Origin of the sequence: Paracoccus denitrificans (assembly GCF_900100045.1) — a bacterium.
GTDB lineage: Bacteria > Pseudomonadota > Alphaproteobacteria > Rhodobacterales > Rhodobacteraceae > Paracoccus > Paracoccus denitrificans.
Genome location: NZ_FNEA01000021.1, coordinates 45,163 through 68,914 on the forward strand (window position 1 = coordinate 45,163; position 23,752 = coordinate 68,914).

General features: G+C 66.9%; 28 protein-coding genes and 1 pseudogene. 8 read left to right on the forward strand and 21 right to left on the reverse strand.

The annotated features are described in order from the left end of the window. Positions 1-33: 33 nt before the first annotated feature. From BLT64_RS17870 to BLT64_RS17895, 6 genes are all read right to left on the reverse strand, one after another. Entirely contained in the window at positions 34-648 is a 615-nt protein-coding gene (locus tag BLT64_RS17870; RefSeq protein ID WP_011748942.1) for a queuosine precursor transporter, read from the reverse strand. Positions 649-746: 98 nt separating this feature from the next. Further along, positions 747-1,880 (reverse strand): serine hydrolase domain-containing protein, encoded by a 1,134-nt coding sequence (locus tag BLT64_RS17875; protein WP_011748941.1) that lies wholly within the window; start codon positions 1,878-1,880, stop codon positions 747-749. Further along, on the reverse strand, positions 1,877-2,845 hold the full coding sequence (locus BLT64_RS17880; RefSeq protein ID WP_011748940.1) for an esterase-like activity of phytase family protein: 969 nt from the start codon (positions 2,843-2,845) through the stop codon (positions 1,877-1,879). The genes BLT64_RS17875 and BLT64_RS17880 overlap by 4 nt, the downstream gene beginning before the upstream one ends. After that, complete coding sequence (gene mepA / locus BLT64_RS17885; protein ID WP_011748939.1) at positions 2,818-3,690, reverse strand: penicillin-insensitive murein endopeptidase; 873 nt, start codon at positions 3,688-3,690, stop codon at positions 2,818-2,820. The genes BLT64_RS17880 and mepA overlap by 28 nt, the downstream gene beginning before the upstream one ends. Further along, positions 3,687-5,045, reverse strand: coding sequence for an MFS transporter (locus BLT64_RS17890; protein WP_041530294.1), 1,359 nt, complete (start codon positions 5,043-5,045; stop codon positions 3,687-3,689). Before BLT64_RS17890 ends, mepA begins: the two co-directional genes overlap by 4 nt. A gap of 66 nt (positions 5,046-5,111) precedes the next feature. After that, positions 5,112-5,684 (reverse strand): acyl-CoA thioesterase, encoded by a 573-nt coding sequence (locus BLT64_RS17895; protein WP_011748937.1) that lies wholly within the window; start codon positions 5,682-5,684, stop codon positions 5,112-5,114. 142 nt (positions 5,685-5,826) lie between these two features. On the opposite strand from BLT64_RS17895, the gene BLT64_RS17900 reads away from it, so the two are divergent. After that, on the forward strand, positions 5,827-6,120 hold the full coding sequence (locus BLT64_RS17900; protein WP_024842699.1) for a YggT family protein: 294 nt from the start codon (positions 5,827-5,829) through the stop codon (positions 6,118-6,120). 2 nt (positions 6,121-6,122) lie between these two features. Beyond that, positions 6,123-8,156, forward strand: a complete 2,034-nt coding sequence (gene recQ, locus BLT64_RS17905) for a DNA helicase RecQ (protein WP_041529990.1) — start codon at positions 6,123-6,125, stop codon at positions 8,154-8,156. Between the two features lie 107 nt (positions 8,157-8,263). Here recQ and BLT64_RS17910 read toward each other — a convergent pair whose 3' ends face one another. From BLT64_RS17910 to fliF, 7 genes are all read right to left on the reverse strand, one after another. Continuing rightward, positions 8,264-11,359, reverse strand: coding sequence for an efflux RND transporter permease subunit (locus tag BLT64_RS17910; RefSeq protein ID WP_011748935.1), 3,096 nt, complete (start codon positions 11,357-11,359; stop codon positions 8,264-8,266). Continuing rightward, positions 11,356-12,456 carry an efflux RND transporter periplasmic adaptor subunit gene (locus tag BLT64_RS17915; protein ID WP_011748934.1) on the reverse strand — a complete coding sequence of 367 codons (1,101 nt, stop codon included), beginning with the start codon at positions 12,454-12,456 and terminating at the stop codon, positions 11,356-11,358. Before BLT64_RS17915 ends, BLT64_RS17910 begins: the two co-directional genes overlap by 4 nt. Further along, positions 12,453-13,565: an efflux RND transporter periplasmic adaptor subunit gene (locus BLT64_RS17920; protein ID WP_230999537.1), complete on the reverse strand. Its 1,113-nt coding sequence runs from the start codon at positions 13,563-13,565 to the stop codon at positions 12,453-12,455. The genes BLT64_RS17915 and BLT64_RS17920 overlap by 4 nt, the downstream gene beginning before the upstream one ends. A gap of 174 nt (positions 13,566-13,739) precedes the next feature. Beyond that, entirely contained in the window at positions 13,740-14,465 is a 726-nt protein-coding gene (fliP, locus tag BLT64_RS17925; protein ID WP_011748932.1) for a flagellar type III secretion system pore protein FliP, read from the reverse strand. Beyond that, entirely contained in the window at positions 14,462-14,719 is a 258-nt protein-coding gene (locus tag BLT64_RS17930; RefSeq protein WP_011748931.1) for a FliM/FliN family flagellar motor switch protein, read from the reverse strand. The genes fliP and BLT64_RS17930 overlap by 4 nt, the downstream gene beginning before the upstream one ends. A gap of 2 nt (positions 14,720-14,721) precedes the next feature. Next, the gene (locus BLT64_RS17935) at positions 14,722-15,282 is read right to left on the reverse strand and encodes a FliH/SctL family protein (protein ID WP_011748930.1); all 561 of its coding nucleotides are present in this window, start codon (positions 15,280-15,282) and stop codon (positions 14,722-14,724) included. Beyond that, the gene (fliF, locus tag BLT64_RS17940) at positions 15,279-16,847 is read right to left on the reverse strand and encodes a flagellar basal-body MS-ring/collar protein FliF (RefSeq protein ID WP_128492960.1); all 1,569 of its coding nucleotides are present in this window, start codon (positions 16,845-16,847) and stop codon (positions 15,279-15,281) included. Before fliF ends, BLT64_RS17935 begins: the two co-directional genes overlap by 4 nt. Before the next feature lie 114 nt (positions 16,848-16,961). On the opposite strand from fliF, the gene BLT64_RS17945 reads away from it, so the two are divergent. From BLT64_RS17945 to BLT64_RS17960, 4 genes and pseudogenes are all read left to right on the forward strand, one after another. Next, positions 16,962-17,444, forward strand: a complete 483-nt coding sequence (locus BLT64_RS17945; RefSeq protein ID WP_011748928.1) for a flagellar basal body-associated FliL family protein — start codon at positions 16,962-16,964, stop codon at positions 17,442-17,444. Positions 17,445-17,464: 20 nt separating this feature from the next. Then, the gene (locus tag BLT64_RS17950; protein ID WP_232290476.1) at positions 17,465-17,788 is read left to right on the forward strand and encodes a hypothetical protein; all 324 of its coding nucleotides are present in this window, start codon (positions 17,465-17,467) and stop codon (positions 17,786-17,788) included. Beyond that, positions 17,781-18,323, forward strand: coding sequence for a MotE family protein (locus tag BLT64_RS17955; RefSeq protein ID WP_011748926.1), 543 nt, complete (start codon positions 17,781-17,783; stop codon positions 18,321-18,323). The genes BLT64_RS17950 and BLT64_RS17955 overlap by 8 nt, the downstream gene beginning before the upstream one ends. Before the next feature lie 8 nt (positions 18,324-18,331). After that, positions 18,332-18,769 (forward strand): annotated as a pseudogene (locus BLT64_RS17960) (motility-associated protein); the annotation flags it as partial. Positions 18,770-18,842: 73 nt separating this feature from the next. On the opposite strand, the gene BLT64_RS17965 reads toward BLT64_RS17960, so the two are convergent. The 4 genes from BLT64_RS17965 to BLT64_RS17980 form a co-directional block, all read right to left on the reverse strand. Beyond that, positions 18,843-19,850, reverse strand: coding sequence for a tyrosine-type recombinase/integrase (locus BLT64_RS17965; RefSeq protein WP_011748924.1), 1,008 nt, complete (start codon positions 19,848-19,850; stop codon positions 18,843-18,845). A gap of 190 nt (positions 19,851-20,040) precedes the next feature. Beyond that, on the reverse strand, positions 20,041-20,274 hold the full coding sequence (locus BLT64_RS17970; RefSeq protein ID WP_041529989.1) for a hypothetical protein: 234 nt from the start codon (positions 20,272-20,274) through the stop codon (positions 20,041-20,043). Further along, positions 20,271-20,498 (reverse strand): hypothetical protein, encoded by a 228-nt coding sequence (locus BLT64_RS17975; RefSeq protein WP_011748923.1) that lies wholly within the window; start codon positions 20,496-20,498, stop codon positions 20,271-20,273. The genes BLT64_RS17970 and BLT64_RS17975 overlap by 4 nt, the downstream gene beginning before the upstream one ends. A 22-nt stretch (positions 20,499-20,520) precedes the next feature. Then, positions 20,521-20,682, reverse strand: coding sequence for an Arc family DNA-binding protein (locus BLT64_RS17980; protein WP_198140500.1), 162 nt, complete (start codon positions 20,680-20,682; stop codon positions 20,521-20,523). 183 nt (positions 20,683-20,865) lie between these two features. Here BLT64_RS17980 and BLT64_RS27745 point away from each other — a divergent pair, with 183 nt between their 5' ends. Further along, a complete protein-coding gene (locus tag BLT64_RS27745) occupies positions 20,866-21,081 on the forward strand; it encodes an Arc family DNA-binding protein (RefSeq protein WP_367888673.1) in 216 nt (71 codons plus the stop codon). A gap of 63 nt (positions 21,082-21,144) precedes the next feature. Next, positions 21,145-21,369: a hypothetical protein gene (locus BLT64_RS26475; RefSeq protein ID WP_128492959.1), complete on the forward strand. Its 225-nt coding sequence runs from the start codon at positions 21,145-21,147 to the stop codon at positions 21,367-21,369. A gap of 23 nt (positions 21,370-21,392) precedes the next feature. Here BLT64_RS26475 and BLT64_RS17990 read toward each other — a convergent pair whose 3' ends face one another. Genes BLT64_RS17990 through BLT64_RS18000 form a run of 4 tightly spaced genes read right to left on the reverse strand, consistent with a single transcriptional unit; the run spans position 21,393 to position 23,752 of the window. Continuing rightward, positions 21,393-21,650, reverse strand: a complete 258-nt coding sequence (locus BLT64_RS17990) for a hypothetical protein (RefSeq protein WP_011748920.1) — start codon at positions 21,648-21,650, stop codon at positions 21,393-21,395. Then, on the reverse strand, positions 21,643-22,209 hold the full coding sequence (locus tag BLT64_RS26480) for a hypothetical protein (protein WP_011748919.1): 567 nt from the start codon (positions 22,207-22,209) through the stop codon (positions 21,643-21,645). The genes BLT64_RS17990 and BLT64_RS26480 overlap by 8 nt, the downstream gene beginning before the upstream one ends. Beyond that, positions 22,185-22,691: a hypothetical protein gene (locus BLT64_RS17995; protein WP_011748918.1), complete on the reverse strand. Its 507-nt coding sequence runs from the start codon at positions 22,689-22,691 to the stop codon at positions 22,185-22,187. Before BLT64_RS17995 ends, BLT64_RS26480 begins: the two co-directional genes overlap by 25 nt. Further along, the gene (locus tag BLT64_RS18000) at positions 22,691-23,752 is read right to left on the reverse strand and encodes a phage portal protein (RefSeq protein ID WP_011748917.1); all 1,062 of its coding nucleotides are present in this window, start codon (positions 23,750-23,752) and stop codon (positions 22,691-22,693) included. The genes BLT64_RS17995 and BLT64_RS18000 overlap by 1 nt, the downstream gene beginning before the upstream one ends.

Sequence of the window (23,752 nt, forward strand, 5' to 3'; positions counted from 1 at the left end):
TATGGGTTCAGCCTGCCACAGAACCTCCGACAGTCAATTAGTTTGCGCGCGACGCTGGATCAAATTTCCGACGACGATGCGGAAGGGCACGAGCGCCAGGACCGCCTGCGCAAGCTTCACCCCGCAATCGGCGACCGCCAGCGATACCCACAGCGGCTGCACGGGGCCGTGGCCGAGCAGCGGAACCAGTTCATTTGCCCAGGAAACATCGTCTGCCGGGAAGATCGGCGTCAGCTGCGAGGCGAAGGCGATGGTGAAGAAAACGGTGGTGTCGAGGATCGAACCGGCGACGCTTGCCGCCAGGGGTGGTAGCCACCAGTTGTATTTTCGCAACTGGTTGAAGACCGAGATGTCCATCAACTGCGCCGAAAGGAAGGCCGCGCCCGAGGCGACGGCGATGCGCAGCGTGGTCTTGTCCATGCCGGCGGCGACGAGCGAGCACAGCACGCCGGTCACGAAACCGGCATAGACCACCTTGCGTGCGGCGGTCGGGCCATAGACCCGGTTCATGATGTCGGTCACCAGGAAGGCGACCGGATAGGTCAGCGCCCCCCAGGTCAGCCAGGAGCCCAGCAGGTGCTGGACCAGGATGTTCGAGGCCACCACGACTGCGGCCATGGCGATGACGCCGGGAAGAATACGGGGCATGTCTGGTTTTCCGTTTTGGCAAGGTCGCGGAGACTCGGCCCCGTCCGGGGCAAGGCCCGATAAGGCCGGCCGGGGTTTCTGTCAACCGTCACGCGCGGTCATAGCGCGGCTGCGGCGGCGATTTCCACCGCAAAGGCGCCGTTCATGCCTTCGACCGCGGTATTGGTCAGCGCGACCAGGCTGCGGCGGCGGGCGGGATCGACGATCCAGCTGTGGCCGTAGATGCCGCCCCAGCTGAGGCAGCCTTGCGGCAGGCCGATACCGGCCGCTTCGGCATCGGTGATGACCGCGCCCGCCCAGGCATGGCCCCAGCCGGGCCCGCGCAGCGGGTGACGCTGGCGGATGCGGTTGCGTTGCGCCTCGGCACGCAGGCTTTCGCCCAGGAAAGAGCCGTCGCGCAGGGTTTCCAGCAGCGCCAGCGCGGCCTTGGCCGTGCCCGCCATGCCACCGCCGCCCGAGGGATAGGCCAAGGGGTCGCGGATGCGCTCGGGCAGGTAGGCATAGCTCTGCTCGGGCTGCAGCGGGTTCCTGACCCGGGTCGGGCCGCGCATCCGCTGCGGCTGGGGGCGGGCATCGGCGTAGTTCGCGGCCAGGTCGGCGGAGTCCGGGGCGTGAAAACCGGCCTCGATGCCCAGGGGGTCGGTCACCAACTCGGCCATGGCCTGGGGCAGCGGCATGTCGGCCGCCGACTGGATCACTGCGCCCAGCACGTCGGTCGCTACCGAATAGCGCCAGCGCGTGCCGGGCGGCCGGTCCAGCGGCACCGAGGCGATGCGGCGCAGGTTCTCGGCCAGCGAGATGCCGCTGTCGCCGATCCCGTCCGAGACCCCGGCGCGGGCATAGGGGCCGTCCTCGGGCTGGTTGAAGCCATAGTCCAGCCCCGCCAGATGCGACATCAGCTGGTCCACGGTGATCGCGGGGCGGCTGCCGTCGGGCAGCGCGGGGGTGAAATCCGGCAGCCAGCGCGTCACCGGATCCTCGGGCGCGAGCCGGCCCGCCTGCATCAGCCGTAGCGCCGCGACCGTGGTGAAGGGCTTTGAGACCGAGGCATAGCGCAGCCAGGTGTTCTGGGCCATCGGCCGGCCTGCCTCGCGGTCGGCAAGGCCCTCGGCGCGGGCATGGACCAGCCGGCCATCCTCGGCCAGCAGCACCACGCAGCCGACGATCCGCCGCTCGGACAGTGCATTGTCGACGGCACGGTCCAGCGCGGCAATGCTGACAGAGAGGCTCATTCCGTCACCCGATACTCGACCAGTTCGGTGCGTTGCAGCCATCCGAAATTGTCATCCGAAATCATGGTGATGCGGATGCCCTGCCCGTCATGCCAGACCGAGATCCCCTCAAGGTTGTCATATTGCAGCGGCCGCGATTCCAGCAGCACCCGTTCGTTCGAGACACCGCTTTCCGACAAGTCGAAGCGCCGGACGCGCGCGCGAAAGCCCAGCAGCCCCTTGAAATCGCGTTCCAGCAGGTAGAAGCGGCCGTCCGGGCCGATATCGGCGCCGACCGCCAGCCAGTCGCCTGAGCGCGGGATCGAGAAGGGCTGGTCCCATTTGCCGTCCCGCCAGCGCCAGACCGGAAAGGGCCGGGTCAGGGCGCCCGACCGTTCGGGCAGGGTCAGCAGCGTGCCATCGGGCAGGATCGCCAGCGCCTCCAGCGAGGAATTGCGCTGCATCGCCTTGAATTCGGGCGGCCGGGGCAGGGGCTTGGCCGGGCTGTCGGGCGTGTCGTAGCGGGCGACGCGGGTCAGCCCCTCGAAGCTGATCCAGATCGTGCCGTCGGGGGCGATGGCCAGCCCCTCGCTGTCGCCCTGCCAGCCGGGTTTCAGCGGCTTGCCGGCGCTGTCGCGCAACTGGGCGCGGCCGGCCAGTTCCAGCCCGCGGATACGGCCCTGCGCGTCGCGTTCGACACTACCCCAGCGGATCGTGGCGCGATCGGAAAGCGCGGTGAAACGGTCGCCGTCGGCGCTGATCTCGATGCCCGAGAAGCCGCCGAAAGACTCGTCCTCCATCCGCCAGACATAGGTGGCGACGTAGTCCACGCGCGGCGCCGGTTGCGGCGCCGGATCGGCCGCGCAGGCCGAGGAGGCAGAGAGAAGCAACAGCGACAGCGCAAGGCCCGGCAGGCGGCGGGGCCGTCCTGCCGCGCCGCCGGCCCTGCCGCCGCGCCTTAGCGGGCGGTGGCGACGACCTGGCATTGACGGGGCATCTCGCTCAGCCGGAAGCTGCGGGGGTGGCGATAGTTCGGATCGGGCGGCACCGGCTTGACCCGGCCGGGATCGATGCGGTTCTTGATCCACTCTGCCGCCTCGGCGCAGCCGTCCCCGGGCGGGGGCGCGTCCTGCTGCTGGCAGATCGAGCCCGCCGGACAGGCCATTCGGACGTGGAAGTGATAGTCGTGGCCGTTCAGCGGGCGCACCTTGCGCAGCCAGGTGCGGTCTCCGGTCTCCATCTGGCACATCGCCACCTTGGCGACCGGATCGACGAAGATGCGCTCGACCCGCGGGTCGCGGGCGGCGGCGCGCATGATCGCCATGTGTCCGCCGCTCCACAGGCCCGAGGGCGCAGTGCCGGCCTTGTTCACCACCGATTGCGACGAGATCTTCTCGCGTTGCGCCGCGCTCAGTTGCAGGCTTTGGGGCGGCAGCATCCAGATGTCGGCATCGAGGCCGGACTGGTGGCTGGCATGCCCCGAGGTCATAGGGCCGCCGCGCGGCTGGCCCATGTCGCCGATGTAAAGCCCTTGCCAGCCGACCTGACGGGCGGCCTGCGACAGGCCGATCAGGAAGCCGACCAGTTCGGGATGGCCCCAGTTGCGGTTCCTCGACAGGCGCATGGCCTGCCAGGTCGGGCCGGATTCGGGCAGCTGCACGGCGCCCGAGACGCAGCCCTTGGAATAGAACCCGATCGAGACGGGGGCGCCCCCCGTCGGGCCGGGAACGGCGCCGAAGACGCTGCGGGCCAGCGGGTCGGCCCCGGCAGGCTGGACCAGGCCAAGCCCGGTCAGCGCCAGCACGGCGGCGGTCAGGAATTTGCGGATCACTGCTCGGCCTCTCCTTTTGCTTTGACCCAAATTAGCAGAACCAGCGCCAGAAGGAACATCACGATGAGCGGAGAGATGCCGAGCCGTTGGTTGCCGGTCACATCCGTCACCGTGGCGATCAGGAGCGGCGCGAGGAAAGCCGTCGCCTTGCCCGAAAGCGCGTAGAGGCCGAAGGCCTCGGTGGCGCGCTCGGCCGTGGCGTGGCGCACCATCATCGTGCGGCTGGCCGATTGCAGGGCGCCGCCGGCACCGCCGATCAGCGCGCCGCACAGGAAGAACAGCGCATCGGGCAGGCGCGAGCCCTCGGCCAGCGGCAGGCCCAGGACCTGCTGGCGGCTCATGCCGATGACGAGGATGCAGACGCCGATCAGCACCAGCGTGCAGGCGACGATCACCGGCTTCGGCCCCCAGCGCCGGTCGGCGCGGCCGCCGATCCAGCTGATGACGGCGGCCGAGACGGCGCTGACCACGCCGAAGACCCCGGCCAGGAAGACCGGCCAGCCCAGCACCGTGCCGGCATAGACCCCGCCAAAGGCGTAAAGCGCGTTCAGCGCATCGCGCGAGAACATGGACGAGGCCAGCCAAGCCGCCAGCGAATGCCGGTGCCGCAGGCTGGCGAGCAGCCGGCCCAGTTCCGCCATGGCCGCGCCCAGATGCAGCGGTCGGCGCGGCCCCGGCGTCTCGGGCACCCAAAGCGCGAAGGGGATCATGAAGACCAGATACCACAGCGCCGTGAACGGCCCCACGGCCCGCGTGCCCTCGCGCAGCGCCGGATCGAGGCCCAGCACCGGAGGGATGCCCAGCATGGTGCGCCCGGTCTGGGCGTTCTCGGCCAGAAGCAGCAGCACCGCGGCCAGCGCGATGACGCCGCCGAGATAGCCGAAGGCGAAGCCCGAGCCCGAGATGCGGCCGATTTCCCGATGCGGCGCCAACCCCGGCAACAGGGCATTGGTGAAGATGGTGGCGAACTCCATGCCGATCAGCCCGATGCCGAAGGACAGGATCGCCAGATGCAGGTTCGGCTGGTCGGGCATCAGGAACCACAGTCCCCATGACCCCGCCATGTAGAAGACGGAAAAGACCCAGACCCAGACCAGCCGGCGGCCGGTATTGTCGGCGATGGCGCCCAGCACCGGGGCGAGCACCGCGATGATGACCCCGCAGATGCCCAGCCCGTAGCCCCACAGCGATTGCGCCGCCGCGCCCGCCGCCTCGGGCGTCATGCCCTGCGCGGTATAGTGCTGGCGGGCGATCTCGGCGTAATAGACCGGGAAGATGAAGGTCATCAGCAGCGTCGCAAAGGGCTGGCTGGCCCAGTCGAAGAACCACCAGCCCCAGATGCGTTTGCGTTCCATGCCGCGCCCCTCTTGCCCCCGGGCCGTGCCTGTTCCGCAGCCCGGGCGCATAAGGCCCCAGCGGGTTCAGGCTGGCAAGTCCGGATTGCGCTCGGCAGGCAGGATGGGCGGCAGCACCGGCGGCCAGGGCCGCTGGGCATCCGCCGCGATCCAGGATTGCACCCAGCCCGGCAGTTCCGGGCTGACCGGGTCGCGCCCCGCCGCCTGCATCAGCCGCGCCGGCGCCACGATGCCCTGGTCCGAGGTGATGGCGCCGCGCAGCAGCATGTGGTTGCAGCACTCGCCCGCCCGCCACATGCTTTGCTCCATGTAAAGGAAGCGTTCGTCCCAACCGAGGGTGCGCGAAACCATGGTGAAGCGGTTGAAGGCCTTGATCCGGCGGCGATAGCGCACCGTGTTGCCCGCCACCGTGATGCCCCAGCGGTTCTGCCGCATCGTGTCGATGATCCCGGTCCTGACCGCCATCGGCAGCCGCCCGAGGTCGTAGAGCGTGAGCGTGCGGCCGTTGTTCAGCTCGATCCAGGGGTCCAGGTCCCAGGGCCAGCAGCGATGGGTCGAGACATGCGCCTCCAGCACGCCGATGCGGGGGCTGCGGCGGAACTTCAGCATCTCCTTGGCAAAGCGGAGCATGGGATACATCGGCGGCTTCTCCTGCCTTGGGCACCGAAGCGGGCTAGCCCTGGCCGGCACGGGCGTCAATCGGAACGCTGCGGCCAAGCTGTGCCTTGCGCAACGCGGATGCCTGCCTTACCTGTCCACGGAACAGCCGGAAGGGAATGGAATGGGCACGCTCTACGAAGCCTTGATGCTGATACTCGACGTCGTCTGGTTCGTGATGATCGCCCATATCATCATGTCATGGCTGATCAACTTCCAGGTGCTGAACCTGCGCCAGCCGCTGATCTGGCAGGTCTGGAACGGGCTCAACCGCCTGCTGGAGCCGATCTACGGCCCCGTCCGCTCGATCCTGCCGAACACGGGCGGGCTGGACCTGGCGCCGCTGGTCGTCTTTATCGGCATCATCATCCTGCAACGCGCGCTCGCCAACAACGCGGCCTGGTTCTACGGCTTCTAGGCATGTCGGCCGCGCCCCTATTGCGGCAGGTCTTCGGCTTCGACGCCTTTCGGCCGGGGCAGGAAGAGATCGTCGATGCCGTGGCCGCCGGCCGCGACGTGCTGGCGATCATGCCGACCGGCGGGGGCAAGTCGCTGTGCTACCAGCTGCCGGCGCTGATGCGGGACGGGCTGACGGTGGTCATATCGCCGCTGATCGCCCTGATGCGCGACCAGGTCCGGGCGCTGACCGAGGCGGGCGTCGCCGCCGCCGCCCTGACCAGCGGCAATTCGGACGAGGAAAACAGCGAGGTTCTGCGGGCGCTGAACGCACGGGAATTGCGGCTGCTCTACATGGCGCCCGAGCGGCTGGCCTCGGGTGCGACCATTCCGATGCTGCGCCGCGCGGGCGTCCAGGCCATCGCCGTGGACGAGGCGCATTGCGTCAGCCAATGGGGCCATGACTTCCGTCCCGATTACCTGCGCGTGGGCGAGTTGCGCCGGACGCTTTCCGTGCCGCTGGCCGCCTTTACCGCCACCGCCGATGCCGAGACCCGCGAGGAAATCGTCAAGCGCTTGTTCGACGGTGCGCAGCCGCAAAGCTTCCTGCGCGGTTTCGACCGGCCGAACATCCACCTGGCCTTCCAGCCCAAGGACGGGCCGCGCCGGCAGATCCTGGATTTCGCCGCCGCGCGCCGGGGCCAGTCGGGCATCGTCTATTGCGGCACCCGCGCCAAGACCGAGACGCTGGCCGGTGCGCTGAACGAGGCCGGGCTTGCCGCCGTCGCCTATCACGGCGGCATGGAGCCCGACCAGCGCCGCAAGGTCGAGGCGCGGTTCCAGCGCGAGGACGGGCTGATCGTGGTGGCGACCGTGGCCTTCGGCATGGGCATCGACAAGCCCGACATCCGCTGGGTCGCCCATGCCGACCTGCCGAAATCCATCGAGGCCTATTACCAAGAGATCGGCCGCGGCGGCCGCGACGGTGCCCCGGCCGAGACGCTGACGCTTTACGGCCCTGACGACATCCGCCTGCGCCGCGGCCAGATCGACGAGGGGCTGGCCCCGCCCGAGCGCAAGGCCGCCGACCATGCCCGGCTGAACGCCCTGCTGGGCCTGGCCGAGGCGACGGCCTGCCGCCGTGTCGCCCTGCTGCGCTATTTCGGCGAAGAGGCCGCGGCCTGCGGCAATTGCGACATCTGCGACAACCCGCCCGAATGCTTCGACGCGACCGAGGCGGCGCAAAAGGTGCTGTCGGCCGTGCTGCGCACCGGCCAGACCTATGGCGCGGGTCATGTCATCGACGTGCTGACCGGCACCATGACCGACCGCATACGCCAGCGCGGCCATGACCGGCTGCCGACCTTTGGCGTCGGGCGCGACATGGCCAAGCCGCAATGGCAGGCGGTCATCCGGCAGATGCTGGGCCGCGACCTGATCCGCCCCGATCCCGAGCGTCACGGCGGCCTGGCCATCACCGCCGCCGCCCATCCGGTGCTGCGCGGCGAAGAGCGTATCACCCTGCGTCGCGATGCCATGACACGCGCACGCCCCGCCGTGGTGGTTCGCACGCAGGTCGATGAAGAGGACGCGCCGCTGCTTTCCGCGCTCAAGGCCAAGCGCCGCGCGCTGGCCGAGGCGGCGCGGGTGCCGGCCTATGTCATCTTTCCCGACCGCACGCTGATCGAGATGGCCCAAAGCCGCCCCCGCACGCTGGACGAGATGGCCCGGGTGAACGGCGTCGGCGCCAAGAAGCTGGAAAGCTATGGCGAGGAGTTCCTGCGCGTCATCGCCGGCGAGGTGGCGCCGATGCATCCCGCGCGCCGTGCGCTTGCCGGCCGCGCCTCGGGCGATCTGTTCGACCGGCTGGCCGAGGCGCAGGCCCGGCTGATGCGAGGCGAGGACGGCACGGAAAAGCCACTATCCGTCAGTAACTCCGCCCTGCGCCGCATTGCCGAGGACCGACCACGCGACCTGGCGCGCTATCTGGACGCGGCGCGGCTGGACCGTTTCGGCGCCGCCTTCGCCGCCGAGATCGCCGCCGACCCCGAGGGCTGAGCGCCCTTGCGGCCCGGTGCAGATCTGGCGGCTGCCGCAGGTGCGCCTCCCAAGCGGCGCGGCAATCGACCGCCCCGCTTTTGTCGGCGGATAGGCCCTTGGCGGCCTTATTCCTGCGCGGCGGCGCGGGCGCGGTCCTCGGCGCTGGGCATCGGGTCGCCCTTGGGCGGGCGGACGCCGAATACCGCGCAGTAAAGCGCCGGGACGAAGATCAGCGTCACCAGCGTGCCGGCGATGATGCCGCCCATCATGGCAAAGGCCATCGGCCCCCAGAACACCTGGCGCGAGATCGGGATCAGTGCCAGGCTGGCCGCCGCCGCCGTCAGCAGGATCGGGCGGGCGCGGCTGTCGGATGCCTCGAAGACCGCGTCCCATTTCGCATGGCCCTTGGCGATCAGCTCCTGGATTTCGTGCACCAGGATGACCGAGTTGCGGATCAGGATGCCGATCAGCGCCAGGATGCCGAGGATGGCGACGAAGCCCATCGGCACCCCGAAGGGCAAGAGTGCCGCGACCACGCCGATCAGCCCCAGCGGTGCGGCGGCAAAGACGATGAAGGACAGCCGGAAGCCCTGCATCTGCACCATCACCAGCGAGGCCATGATCAGCAGCATGATCGGCACCACGGCGGCGATGGGCTCCTGGCTTTCGGCCGAGGTCTCGACCGTGCCGCCGACCACGACCTTGACCCCTGGCGGCAATCCGGCCTGGAAGCGCGCAACCTTGTCGGCCAGCGCCTCGACCAGCGTGGCGGGCTGGTCCTTGCTGGCGATATCGGCCTTGACGGTGACGGTCGGCAACCCGTCGCGCTGCATGATCAGCGGTTGCTCGGTATCGTATTCCAGCTTGGCCAGCGAGGCGAGCGGGATCGGCGTGCCGGTCGGCGTCGCCAGTTGCAGGTTCTGGATCGAGGCCAGCGATTCGCGATCCTCCTGCGAGCCGCGGGCGGTGACGTTGATCAGGAAGATGCCGTCGCGCAACTGGGTGATCGTGCGGCCGCTGAAGGTTCCCGACAGCGCCCCCGAAATATCCTCGTTGGTCAGGCCCAGCCGGCGGGCCTGGTCCTGGTTCACCTGCAACCGCACCACGCGCGCGGGCTCGTTCCAGTCCAGCGCGATGTCGCGCAGCCGCGGCTCGGTCGCCAGCACCGCGGCAAGCTCGCGCGCCGCGTCGCGCGCCTGGTCCAGGTCGGGCGACGAGACGCGATACTGCACCGGCTTGCCGACCGGCGGCCCGATTTCAAGGTTCTTGACATAGATGTCGGTGCCGATCAGTTCGCGCCCGGCGAATTCGATCAGCCGCGCCTTGAGCCTGTCGCGCGCCGCCAGATCGGGGGTCTGGATCACGATCTGGCCCATATAGGGGCCGGGCGTGGGCACATCCATCGAGAGAACGAACCGCGGCGCGCCGCGGCCGACATAGGTGGTCCAGAATAGCGCGTCCCGTTCCTCGGCCAGCATCGCCTCGATCCTGGCCATGTCGGCATCGGTCTTGGCGATCGAGGCATTGGCGCGCTCGGTCACGTCCACGATGATCTCTGTCCGGTCCGAAGTCGGAAAGAACTGCTGCTCGACGAAGCGCATTCCCACCACCGAAATCGCGAACACGGCCAGGGTGACGGCGATGGTCAGCCATTTGTGGTGCATGCCCCACAGGAGCAGGCCGTGGAACCGCCGGCGCAGCCAACTCGGCCGCTCGGATTTATGCACCATGGTCGCGGGCAGCATGGTGACGCCCAGAAGCGGCGCAAACAGCACGGCGACGATCCAGCTGACGATCAGCGAGACGGCGATCACCACGAAAAGCGAAAAGGTAAACTCGCCCGCTGCCGAACTGTTCAGCCCGATGGGGATGAAGCCCGCCACCGTCACCAGCGTGCCGGTCAGCATCGGGAAGGCGATGGAACTCCAGGCATGGCTGGCGGCGCGTTCCAGGCTGTCGCCGACCTCCAGCCGCGAGATCATCGTCTCGATGGCGATCATCGCGTCGTCGACCAGCAGTCCCAGGGCGATGATCAGCGCCCCGAGCGAGATCCGCTGCAACGTGATGCCATAGATGTCCAGGATCACGAAGGTGATCGCCAGAACCAGCGGGATGGTCAGCGTCACCACGAAGCCGGCGCGCAGGCCCAGGCTGACAAAGCTGACCAGCAGCACGATGGCCACCGCTTCGGCGAGGGCCTGGACGAAATGGCCGACGGCCTCGTCCACCACATGCGGCTGGTCGGCGAACTTCGCCATCTCGATCCCGATGGGCAGGCCGCGCGCCACCTCGGCCATCAGCGCATCGACGTGCTGGCCGAATTCCAGGATGTTGCCGCCCTCGCGCATGCCGATCTGAAGGCCGACGGCCTCCTTGCCGTTATAGCGGAACAGCGCGCTTGGCGGGTCTTCGTAGCCGCGGGTGACGGTGGCCACGTCGCCGATGTTGAAGAAACGGTCGCCGACCCGCAGGTTCACCGCCGCGATCGATTGGGCGTCGTCGAACTGCCCGCCCACGCGCACCAGCACCTGTTCCGGCCCGGCCTGCACGATGCCTGAGGGAGAGATCGCGTTTTGCAGCGCCAGTGTCTGCACCACCTGGTTGTGGTTCAGCCCCAGAGCCGCCAGCCGCGCCGAGGAGAATTCCAGGTAGATCTGTTCCTTGCGCACCCCCAGAAGCTGGGTCTTGCCTGCCATCGGCAGCGCCTGGACCTGTTTGCGGATATCCTCGACCCGGTCGCGCAATTCGCGCTGGGTAAAGCCGTCCGAGGTGAAGGCATAGATATTGCCGAACACGTCGCCGAAATCGTCGTTGAACTGGAAGCCCTGGAATTCCTGCGGAAATTCCGGGCGGATGTCCGACATCATGTTGCGCACGCGCTTCCAGACCTCGGGCACCTGCGGGCCGCGGATCGTCGGGTCAAGCTCCAGGTAGACCACCGACTGGCCCGGCATGGTGACCGAGCGGGTGAATTTCAGCTCGTCTAGTTCCTCAAGCTTGGTCTCGATCCGCGTGGTAACCTGGTTCAGCGTGTCCTCGATGGTGGCGCCGGGCAGCGAGGCGCTGATCACCATGATCTTGATGGTGAAATTCGGATCCTCCTCGCGGCCGAGGCGCAGATAGCTGAGCGTGCCTGCCACCATCGAGATGATCAGCAGGAACCACACCAGGGAACGGTGATGCAGAGCCCAGTCGGACAGGTTGAAGCCGCGGTTGGTCATGGTGTCACGCTTTGTCCCACGGATTGGCCTTCGGTCAGGGAATGGATGCCGCGGATCACCACCTCCTCGCCCGGGGCAAGGCCCGAGGCGACGGCGATGCGCCCGCCGACCGGCGGACCAAGGGTCTCGATCCGGCGCAGGGCGACCGTGCCCTGTTCGCCGTCGCGGCTGACGACCCAGACATGTTCGGCGCCGTCCTGTTCAATGATGGCGGACTGGGGCAGCACCAGCTGCGCGGCGGCAGCGCCGGCGATGCGCGCGCGTACCAGCGCCCCCAGGCGCAGATCGGCATCCTGCCCAAGCGCAAGATGGATGCGCCGCGTCCGGGTCGCGGCATCTGCCACCGGCTCGATCTGCGAGACTGTCGCCGGCAGGATGCGGCCGGGGTCGCTTTCCGACCATACCTCGTAAGGATCGCCCTGCCTGACGCGCGACAGCACGATATCGGGCAGGTCGATCACCGCCTCGATCCCGTCCTGGGTCGAAAGCCGCAGCACCGGTTCGCCCGCGCTGACCACGGCGCCGGCATTGATGAAAACCGCACTGACCACCCCGTCGAAGGGCGCGCGCATCTCGGCGAAGCCTTCGGCGTCGCGGGCGCGGATCAATTCGGACTGGGCCTGCTGCTCGGCGGCCTGCGCGGCGGCCAGCGCGCGTTCGGCCTGTTCCAGCTGCGCGGTCGAGGCGACGTTGCGCTGGACCAGCGATCGCGTGCGCTCGGCCGTGGCCCGGGCGGTGCGCAGTTCCACCTGCGCCGCTTCGACCGCGGCCTGGGCGGTGCGGACATCGCCTTGCAGGTCGTCGGGATTGAGCGTGGCGAGCACCTCGCCCTGGCGGACGACATCGCCGATATCGACATTGCGCGCCGTCACCCGGCCAAGGGTCTGGAAGCCCAGGGCGACCTCGATCCGGGCGGCGATCACGCCGGGGATGGAGTGGCCGGCCGCCTGCGTGTCGCTGACAAGGATGCTCACCACCGGGCGGGGGGCTGCGGCGGCCTCGACCTTCGGCTTTTGCCAGGGCAGGGTGAAGCCGGCCGCGCCGCCGGCAAGCGCGACCAGGATCAGGACCGCCGGGATCAGGGCCTTGCGCATCATTCCTGCCTCGCCGATGGGGACGCGTTCGTGACCTCGCGGCCGGGATAGAGCATCTGCGACCCCGCGCCGACCACCGTCTGCCCGGGCTCGATCCCTCCGCTGAGGATCACCGTGCCGTTGGCGAATCGCTCGATCTGGACCGATGCCAGCGAAACGCGATTGTCGTTGCCCACCAGCCAGACCGCCGGCTTGCCGTCCGCCGAGGTCAGCGCCGTCCAGGGCACGGCGATGCCGCTGCCGGCCGGGAAATGCACCGCCCCCCGCACTGCCGCACCCAGGAGGCTGGCGGCCGGCGGGGCATTGTCGATCTCGGCCCGCACCGTGACCGAGCCCGTGGCGGGATCGACCAGGGGCGCGATCTCCGTCACATGCGCGGTCATGTGAAGATCGGGGAAATCGATCCCCCTGAGAGTGACCGGCGCACCGATCGCATCCCGCAGCAACGGCGTATCCGAGGTCTGGAACACCGCCTCGCGCCCCGTCGCGGAAGCCAGCGAGATCACTGCCTGCGCCGCCCCTACGATCTGTCCCGGCTCGGCCCGGCGTGCGGTGACGATGGCGTCGGCGGGTGCGCGGATCACGGTATCCTCCAGCGCACGTTGGGCCTGGCCCAGGGCAGAGCGCGCCTGTGTCAGCCCGCCGCTGGCGGCCGACAGGGCCTGGCTTGCGGCGTCGAGCGCCGCGCGCGTGCCCACGCCGCGGCTGAGCATCGCATCGGCGCGCTGAAGCGCCTGGCTGGCCTGCGCCTCGGCCGCCTCGGCCGAGGCCACGGCGGCCTGGGCCACGCGCAGCGCCTGTTCCTGTTGCAGCGGATCGGTCCGGGCCAGCGCCTGTCCCCGGGTGACGCGGTCGCCCTCGCGCACCAGGACTTCGGTGACGCGTCCCCCCAGCCGGAAGCCGATATCGACGCTGTCCTTGGCATGGACGGCTCCGGTCAGGGCGGCGTCGAAGGTCAGTTCGGTCTGCTCGACCTGTACGAACTCCACACGCAAGGGGGGCTGGGCCAGGGCTGGCTGGGTCGCGAAAAGCAGCGCCAGGACCAGCGGCATCAGGCGCGGCATGACGGCCCGGTCGCCTGACCTGTCGTGCGTTTCCGATCGGATGCTCAAGTTCGCTGCTCCTGAAAAGATCCCGAACGACATGACCTCGCGGATGCATCCGCCCCGGCTCATACCCGCCGGTGACACGCGACAAAACAAATGCGGCATCCCGCAAGCCGTCCGACCCGCCGCATGGGGACGCTTTCGGCAGTTCTGGCCCCGAATGCGCGGCGGAACGGTCGGCTATTGATAGCTTCGCACCAGCGCGGCCGCAATCATGCCCCAACCGTCAACCACGACAAAGAATGCCAGCTTGAAGGGCAGGGCCACCACGACCGGGGGCACCATCATCATGCCCATCGACATCAGCACGGCCGAAACCACCAGGTCGATGATGAGAAAAGGCAGCGCGACCAGGAAGCCGATTTCGAAGGCGCGCTGAATCTCGCTGATCATGAAGGCGGGGATCAGCACGGAAAGCCGGTCGGGCGCTGCCTCGGGGTCGGGGGCGATCTCGGCAAGCGTGGCCAGCATTTCGGGATCGGTGCGATGCTCCATGAAGCCGCGAAAGGGCACGATGCCGCGCTCGAACGCCTGCTCGACCGTGATCCGGCCGTCGCGCAACGGTGCGCCGGCGACGTCCCAGGCTTCGGTCAGCACCGGGTTCATCACGAACCAGGTCAGGAACATGGCCAGGCTGACGATCAGCATGTTCGGCGGCGACTGCTGCAGCCCCAGGGATTGGCGCAGGATCGAAAGCACCGTCACGATGAAGGGAAAGCAGGTCACCATGATGGCGATGCCCGGCGCCAGCGACAGCGCCGTCATCACTGCCAGAAGCGTGATCGCATGCCGGCCGACGCCGCCTGCGACCGCATCGAGGCCCGCCGCGTCGATCAGCGGCAGATCCTGGGCCGACCCGGGCTGGGGCAGCAGCAGCACCGCAAGGACAAGGACGAGCCTGATCACGATGCGCCGGCCGGGCCAAGGATGCGGACGCAAAGCCGGTTGTCGGTTTCGTCGCCCGAGACGAGTTCGCCGCGGGCGATGACCTTGTCGCCGACGCAGATCTCGACGCCGTCCGACATGTCCTGGTCCAGCGTCAGGATGTCGTCGGGCCGCAGGCGCGAAAGCTCGGCAACGGTAAGTTGCGTTCCGCCCAGCCGGATGGTGATTTCCACCTGGATCTGGTCGGTTGCGATCAGGCTTGCAAGATCGTCCATGATCATTCCCCGGTCTTGATGTCGTCGATGATGGTTTTCAGCTCGGTGGCGGCGCGCGAAGGATCGAAGATGATCGCACCATGGCCGGCGACCAGCTCGACCATGTCCTGGCCCGCCCGAAGGCTTTCGATCCGCACATGGGGGAACAGCCCGCTGCCAAGGCAATCCGCCACGTCCGCGTGCAGGTCTTCGGGACATCGGACGATCAATGTCCGATCCGGCGCATGTTCGACGATCCGCGCCATCTCCTCGGCCAGTGAAAGCCGCAACCGCTCCTTTTCCGAGCAAGGGCCGAGCACATCCACGATGGCGTGCAGGATCGGCACCAGCGCGTTGCGGATATCCCCGCGCAGCGCGGCTTCAGCTTCGTGCCCGGCCTGCATGTTCTGGCGGAGATCGTCCAAGGCCCGGGTCAACGCATCCAGGCTGGCCTCGCGGCCTTCGGTCAGGCCCTTCTCGTAGCCGTGCTGAAAAGCTTCCTCTCGCCCGGTCGCCGCAGCCAGCTGCGCGTCGCCCACGGCGCCAAAGGAAAACGAATCGAGGCGAAGCGCGGCGGGTCTCATACGGCGTCCTCACGCTTCTCGATCCAGCCTGACAGGATTTGCAGGCTTTCGTCCTTGCGCGATTTCATCAGCTCCTTGAGCCGCCCCACCGGATCGCTGCCGTCCGTCCCCGCGGGCGCGAAGTCGATCTCGGGAACGACATTGGCAACGGCGGGGGCCGGGGCGCCCTCGGTCCTGGCACCCGCAAGAGCCGGCGGCCGTTCCGGGCGATCCAGCATGGCCTGGCCCGGACTGCCCGCAGGTTTCGACCTCAACAGCGGGCGCAACAGGAATGCCGCCAGTGCCAGTGCGAAAAACCCGACCAGGGCGATGCGGATCAGCCCGTTCAGGTCCAGCCTCGACAGGAAACCGCCGGCGCTGGCCAGCGTGCCTGCCTGGGAAAGCGAGGCGAAGGGCAGCGATTTCACCGTAATCGCGTCGCCCCGCCCTTCGTCGAAGCCCACGGCCGAGGCGACCAGTTCTCGGATCGCCTGAAGCTCGGTCTCTTCGCGCGGCACCAGCGTGGCTTCGCCGTTGGCCTCTGTCCGGGCGACCCCGTTCACCAGCACGGCCACGGTCAGGCGCCGGGTGGCGCCGGGCTGGCGCGTCACCTCGCGCGTGATCTTGCTGACCTCGAAGTTCGAGCGCTGGCGGGTCTCCGACCGCGAGGATCGGCTTTGATCCCCGGCACTGTCCTGGCCCTCGGGCAGGTTCGAGGCGGCGGTGACCGCGCCCTGTTGCGCATTGCTGCTTTGATCGGCGCTTTCCTCGCTTTCCTGCGAGATCAGCGCCCTTTCCTGCGGGTCGAAACGCTGCTCGGTCAGCAGTTCGGATTCGTTGACCACGTCCAGATGCAACTCGACGATGGCATTGCCGTGGCCGACATGTGCGGCCAGGATGCGCTCGACATTGCGTTTCATCTCGGCCTCGCGATCCTCGCCGTCGAAATCCTCGCCCGAGGAAATCACGCCGCGTTCGCTGTCGATCACCGCGACCCGATCCGCCGTCATGCCCGGCACGCCAGAGGAGACAAGGAACTTCAATGCTTTCGCCTGATTGCGACTGATCGGCGTGCCGTCGGTCGTCAGCGTGACCGAAGCGGTCGCCTCGGCCTCGCGCCGATAGCCGCGGCCCTGCGGCACGGCCAGATGCACGCGCGCCGCCTTGACGTTCGGCAAGGCCAGGATGGTGCGCGCCAATTCGCCTTCCTTGGCACGCCAATAGGCGGCATCGAACATCTGCGAGGTGGTGCCGAAGCCCGACATGCCGTCGAGAATCTCGTAGCCTGAGCCGCCGGCCGAGGGCAGCCCCTCGCCGGCCAGCGTCATGCGCAATTCGTCCCGGCGGCTTTCCGCGACCCAGATGGAATCGCCCCGGATCTCATAGGGGACGCCGGATTTTTCGACCGCGGCCATCACCGCGCCGGACTGCTGCGGATCGAGCCCGGAATAGAGCAGCGCCATGCCGGGCCGGCTGGCCATCCAGGACAATCCCGCAATGGCGGCAAATGTGAACAGGAAGGCCGCCGCCAGCATGGCCCTCTGCTTCGTGCTTCTGTCGCGCCAGTAGTCCTGCAGTTTCAGCAAAACCGCCCCCATCGAATCGCCGTGATCCTTGTCGCGACCTTGATGGCACGGGGGCGATTAAGAATTGGTTAGCCCGCGAGTGATATCCAGGCCCTGGACGGATGGAGAATCACCATGACCGATGTCGCCGACATCAACGCGGAAGGAAAACCAGGCGGAGGAATCGGCCGCATCCTGTTGCCGCTGGGCCTGGCCCTTGCCTTGGGTGGGGCCGGCTTTGCCTCGACCTGGCTGGGATTCTGGTCGCCCATGTCGCTTTTCTCGGCGAAGGAGCAGGTCGCCCAGGCCGAGGCCGCGCCGTCCCTTGCCTTCGTCGATATCCCCCAGATCGTGCTGACGCTGGCCGGACCCCGGGCGCGAACCCTGGTGATGACGGTCAAGATCGAGACCGACCAGGGCCACCGTGCCGAGGTCGAACACCTGATTCCGCGCCTGCTGGACAGTTTCAACGGCTTTCTTGCCGATATCGACGGCACGGCCTTCGAGAAACGCGGGATATTGGACATCGTCCGGGACGAGCTGGCAACGCGCGCCGTCTTTGTCCTGGGCAGGGAGGCATTCACCGATGTCCTTATCACGGAGTTCAGGGTCCAATGACGATCGCGCAGCTTTTACAGGTGGTCCTGATCGCCTTTACCATCGGGCTGTCGGGATTTTGCTTCATGCTGGCACGTCGGCTGCGCAAGCTGAACGACCTGGAAACCGGACTGGGCGGCGCTATCGCCGTCATGACCAGCGAAATTGGCCGGCTGGAGAAATCCATCCTGCTGGCCAAGGCCGAGGCCACTGCCGCAACCCAGGCGCTTGCCGACGAGATCGAGCGTGCCAAGCAGGAGCGCGCATTCTGGATGTTGCAGCAGAAGTTCGCCGAGGCTGGCCCATCGCGGCCCGCCCGCTTGCAGCGCCGCCGCCGTCGCGAAGGAACGGTGGCCAATGCGTAAGCCGATCCTGTCGATCCTGGGCGGCGTGATGATCCTGGCCGCGGCCGGCCAGGCGGTGATGCTGATGGACGGGCTGTCGCGACTGTCGGCGAATGCCGAGCCTTCGGAATTGATGGCGGGCTGCACCGACGTTCCCGAAGCTGTTGCCCTGGCCGAGACGCTGCGCGAGCGCGCCCTGCGCCTCGACCGCTACATGCAGGAGATCGAGCGGCGGAAGGCCGAAATTGCCGCTGCCGAAAAGCGGCTGACCGAGAGGTTGGTCGAACTGCGCAAGCTGAAGCAGCGGATCGTCCAGGGCAACCAGGGCCAGAGCCAGGCGCAGACCGAGGATATCGCGCGGCTGATCGCGGTCTATGACCAGATGAAGCCCGAACAGGCGGCCATGGTCCTGTCGAACCTGCCGCCGGATTTTGCCGCGCAGATCCTTGCCCGCGTTCAGCCCGAAACGGGTGCCCGGATCATGGCCTCGGTCGAGCCGGGCCATGCCGCGATCCTGACGTCATACATGGGCGCCCTACGGGCCGCCGGGAAATAGGTGAATACATGTTCGGCATGATCGGCATCGTCGTGACCTTCGCGATGGTCTTCGGTGGATACATCCTGGCAGGCGGAAAGCTGGGGGTCATCCTGCACTCGCTGCCCTTCGAAATGATGATGATCGGCGGGGCGGCCGTCGGCTCGTTCCTGCTGTCGAACGAGACGGCGGTCATCAAGCAGGCGCTGGGGGGCATCGGCCGCTCGCTCAAGGGGCCGCGCTGGCACGAATCCGACGTGCAGGACGTGCTTTGCCTGCTGTTCCAGCTGCTGCGGATCGCACGCGCCAGCCCGGTCGAACTGGAAGAGCATATCGAGAAGCCCGAATCGTCGTCGATCTTCCAGGCTTACCCCCGGATTCTGGCCGATGAGCATGTCGTGACGCTGATCGCCGACACGCTGCGCTCGGCCAGCCTGAACTACGACGATCCCTATCAGGTGGCAGATTTTGCATGATTTTCACGCTTATTCATACGGTTAATGGACTGTGTCCCGGCCTCTGGGGTGGCGTGTCCCATTTTCACACCTCCCCCATAACCAGGCGGACGATCTGTTCACGGTCAGCGGCGCGGGTGTATCGCTCCACTTCTTTCAGCGTCAGATGCCCAGCCATCGCGGCAATCTGATGGACGGTTTTGCCATTCTCGGCCCAGTAGACGCAGAAGGCTTTCCGCAGGCCGTGCAGCCTCGCTTTCATCCCCGCCGCCACCGCTGCCTCCTCAAAACGCTGCCCGAGGCTCTGCGGCTGGTATGGCTTGCGCCACTTCGACAGGATGAAGGTTGGCGAAATGTCCGGCGTCCGGGCGATGACGGCCCGCAGTTCCGGGGTGATCGGCACATAGCTGGGCACGCCGGTTTTCACCCGGTTGAAGATCAGCACGTTGCCCTTGATGTTGTGCCGGCCGATCACGGCCAAGTCGGCCCGCGCCGCGCCGGTATATAGGCCGAGGTCGAATATCAGCCGTTCAACCGTCCCTACCTCCCATCGCTTGATAAACGCCGCGATATCGTCCGCGTCCGCAGTTGGCAGTTCGTTCGACATGGGCCGGTCAAGCTCAATGCCGATCATCGGGTTGCGGGTGATGAAGCCGAGGCGCTTCACATGCTCGAACACGGGCCTAAGCGCCTTGAAGTCATTGACAGCCCCATGCCCGCCCTTGGCGTAAAGCGCGTTCTCGATATCGCGCGGAGTGATGGCAGAGAGCGGGCGATTGCCTTGGGCGCGCACATAACGCTTGAGGATGGCTTGCCGGGCTTTCCGGGTGCCTTCACTGTATTCGTTCAGCCACTTCCAGTTGCCGGACGTGTAAAGGTCAACCGCCCAAGCGAACGTTCCGCTCTTGGGCGTGGCGGTCTCTGGCGGGCGATGCTCCCACCGCGCATGTTCGGCGCAGTAGGCCGCGAACACTCGGGGGTCGGTGGGGTGCAGGCCATGCACCCCAAGCGAGATTTCCTTGTCACCCCGGCGATAGGTGTGGAACCAGCGCCCCCGGCGCAGTTTCGAGCGGAGATAGGGAACGGTCTTCATACGCCCTCCGCAGAGAACGGCTTGTTGTCCCAGTTGCTGGCATGCTTGCGGGCCTCGGGATACTCGAAGGTGACGCCCTCCGGCCCTACCCGCGCGATCCGAGCGCCGGGATGGAGCGAAGCAACGACCTTATGCGCCTCCTGTATCTGGCGCTCGGTTGGCATGGAAGGGGCCGAAGGACGGGACATCGTTAAACCTCGCCCCGCACCAAGCTCGGCTGGCGCGACACCTTGGCTAGACTGTCACTATCCAAAGCAATTTGTAGGTCACGCGCCATTTTGATGACTTGAGCCGCGGCCTCGGATGCGGCCAAGCTTTCGCCAAGGCCAGCGTCAAGCAGGTTCTCAACAGCTGTCGCGCAGTATTGCAACGACAACGCAAGGGATTGCTGGTCGGCAAGATAGGCTTTGAGCGAGGAGTTCATAGGCCGACCCTCCGCTCCAAGTCGAGCGTTGCCTCGACCAGCATATCGGACAGCATCCACGCGGGATGCTTGTTGCTGTTGAGGTCATTCGCCTCGATCACCGTTTGCAGGGCCTGCGCCAGCGCGCGCACTTCACTTGCCGCCCGATAGGTGGCCTCGCAACTCTGTTCATCAGTCAGCCCGCAAGGGGGATTGATTTCCATTTGGGTTTGCGCCATTTTCATGGTCGAGATCCTTTTTCACCGATTAGGATTGTATGAGACCGTCAGGGTGGCCGCCCTGGCGGTCTTGTTCGTTTTCGGCGATGGCCTTGCGCAGATGGAAGATAATCTCTGCGTTCATTGAACGCTCGTTCTCGGCCGCCATTGCCTTGATCCGATCCCGCACCCCATCGGGAAAGCGGAGCATAAACTTATCTTGAAATGCCCTGTTTTGCTTCATTACACCCTCACACGCTGCCCTTAGGACATAAATGACTATGCCCTAAGGGCAGTAGTTGCGTCAACACGATATTTATGCCCTAAGGGCACCATGGTAGAAGATCAGAATCGCACATGGGTTGACCGTTACATGCTCCGCCTCCCAGACGGGATGCGGGATCGGATCAAGGCTGCAGCCGAAGAGAACAGCCGCAGCATGAATGCGGAAATTGTCTGGCGGCTTGAGCAGAGCTTTCTGGCTGACAGTTTTGCGCGGACGGGTAAAAGCGGAAGCAGCCATGAAGATGTGGACGATCTGGCCAACCAACTCCTGGAACAGTTCGTCGGCATGTTGATCAACAAAGGGTGGAAACCTCCAAACAAGTAGCTTGCTCATGCTGCGATCTCATGGCCCTGACATGTTGGCATCGACATAAGCGAGGAAAGAATTGTGAAGAAAGCGGACGCCGAAGCCGGGATTCGTCACCTTTGCTGGGAATTCGCCGAACAGAACAGAGGCGCCATGGACGGAACCGGCAACCCCTCGTTCGGAGACTTCCTGCGATGGGTGCGCGAGAACCACCCCTCTTATCTCGACTTTCGCACAACAGGCAGCGTGTCTGACACAGTGGAGTGGTGGTGGGCACAAGAGTTCAAGCAGACTTGGCGGTATTGACCTGAACAGTGGCACGCCTGATTCTATACAACCCGATCCATCACCGGCACCGCCCAGTTAGCCGAGCACCGTTCCGCCTCGATGATGGCTTGCTCATAGCTCGTGCCATCCCACAGCACCGCTTGCCCGCCGTCATCCTCGATCAGCATCACGAGGAACCGCGGTGGGCAGATCATCGGCACCCCGAGCGCCGCAAGCCGGTTCTGCCGCGCGCGCAACCCGCGATCCGTCGCGCCGACGATCTCGATCCGGTCGCGGGCCGCGATTATGCTGTCAGCCATGATCGGCACCGTTGCGAGCGCGCCGGGCGCAGGATCCGCAGCAGAAGCGGGTCGCCGACCGTCTCGGACGAAACACCTTGCCGCAATGGCCGCATGAGATATCCGACAGACGCCGCTTGCCGGGAGAAGCACAAGCCCAGCTGCAACAGACCTGCTCGACCCGGTGCGGCTTGAACACCACCTGACAGACCGGGCAGGTCTTGGGGTGCCGCTTGCGCCGGCTGGCCGCATAGCAGGGATGGGAACAGAACCGCTCGCCATGTCCCCGGAAGCTCTTGCCGCAGTTCTGGCACGTCCGGCGCTCCTTTGCCATGTCGGCCTGGGCTTTGCTCCGGCAGATCTTGCTGCAAAAGATCACGCCGTCACGTGCCTCGGCAGGGATCTGGCCCTCGCACCACAGACATTTTCGCCCCTGCCGCGCCGTGATCCGTTCGGCCCGCGCTCGCGCCGTGTAGAACGCCTGGCGACACTTGGCTCCGCAGAACTCGCGGCGAATGGTGCAGTTCGCCAGCGCCTTGCCGCACCAGGCGCAAGTCAGTCCTTCCAGATCGCCAGCCATACCGCGTGATCCTCGGTCGCCTGACGCTTGCAGTGCATCAGGCTCGCATGGCTGGTGTTGCATAGCCGGCTGCAAAACTTGTAGTGCCCCTCGGGCAAGGGCTTGTGGCAGCGAACGCATCGCGTCCGCTCGATCAGGGTTCCCGCTTCGATAGTCCATTCCGGCTGTCCTTCATACCAATCGGGCCGCTCGGCCCCCACGCTGTTGAACACCTCGGCCATCAGGTCGCGCGCCATCAGGTCGGCCGAGGTCCAGCCCCAGCCCTGCAGGCAGAAATCGGCGCGCAGCCCTGCCCGCAGCGGCCCCTCAAGGCCGAAGATCGATGCCGTCTCGCCGGCCTCGAAAGCCAGGCGCACCAGCGCGGCAAGATCCTTGACCATGGCGTGAAACCGGCCGGCGCCGACGCGGCCGCGCAGGGCATCGCGTTCGCGGTTCCTTTCCCGGCGCAGCCGCCTTTTCATCTCGGGGGACATGACCAACATCAGTCTGCCCAATCGATGAATTGCAGCGCATCCTTGATGGTGGCCGGGTCCAGGTCCGCCTCTTTCGCCTGCGCCATGGCCTGCAACATGGTCGCGACGGCGCGCGCCTTGCCGCCGTGGTCATAGGCCTGCATCGGCCGCACCACGTCGATGGCGACGGGCGCGCCCAGCTTCTCGGTCGCCTCCTCGGCCATCAGGTTGACGATGGGTTGCAGCACCAGCTGCGCCAGATGCCGCTGCGCCTCGCGCACCATGGGTCCGGTGGTCGACGGGTTGGTCAGGCCTGGCAGGATGCCGAACACGTTGTAGATTTCGCCCTTGGCCTCGGTCAGAAGCTTGTCGGCCAGCGTCTTGTCGAGCTGGGGCGAAAGCTGGTCGGGCGACTGGCCGATGTTCGGGTTCATGCCGGCGGCGGTCGCCTGGGCCGTGCCCTCGATGACAAGGGACGCGCCCCGGTTGCCCCGGAAGCTGCGGCGCATGGTATCCATGTCCTCGGCCGAGCCCTCGGGAACCGGGATGATCTGGCTGCCGATGGGCGCATCGCGGAACACGTCGCGCAACGCCATGGTGATTTCGTCCAGCAGCGAGGCCGAGAGCTTGGCGCGGGCCAGCGGTGCCGATCCGGCCCATGGGGTGACTGCATCGCAGCCGATGCGGAAGTGCAGCACCTCGGGGGCCAGCACGGTTTCCGACCGCCCGCCGCCGATCTCGGGCAGGCCGAGGCGATAGGCGCGCGGCTGGCCGTAGCGGGTCGACAAGTCCCAATCGGTGGCCGGGATCAGCCGGTCGCGGATCAGGAACACGCATTCGCCGCGCAAGGCCAGTGCGCGGGCGCAGATCGCCATGCTACGCCGGTCCAGCAGGTCGGTGCCGGTCACGTCTGCCAGCGCCAGCCCACTTTCCCATAGGCTCACCGAGGCCTGAACGGCCGAGGTCAGTTCGGCCAGGCCGGAGCCGCCGGCAATCCACGCCTCGCGCGCCGCCATCAGCGCGGCGGTATAGCCCGGCTGCACGGCGCGGGTTTCGACCGGCTTGCGACGGAAGATATCCATCAGCCCCAT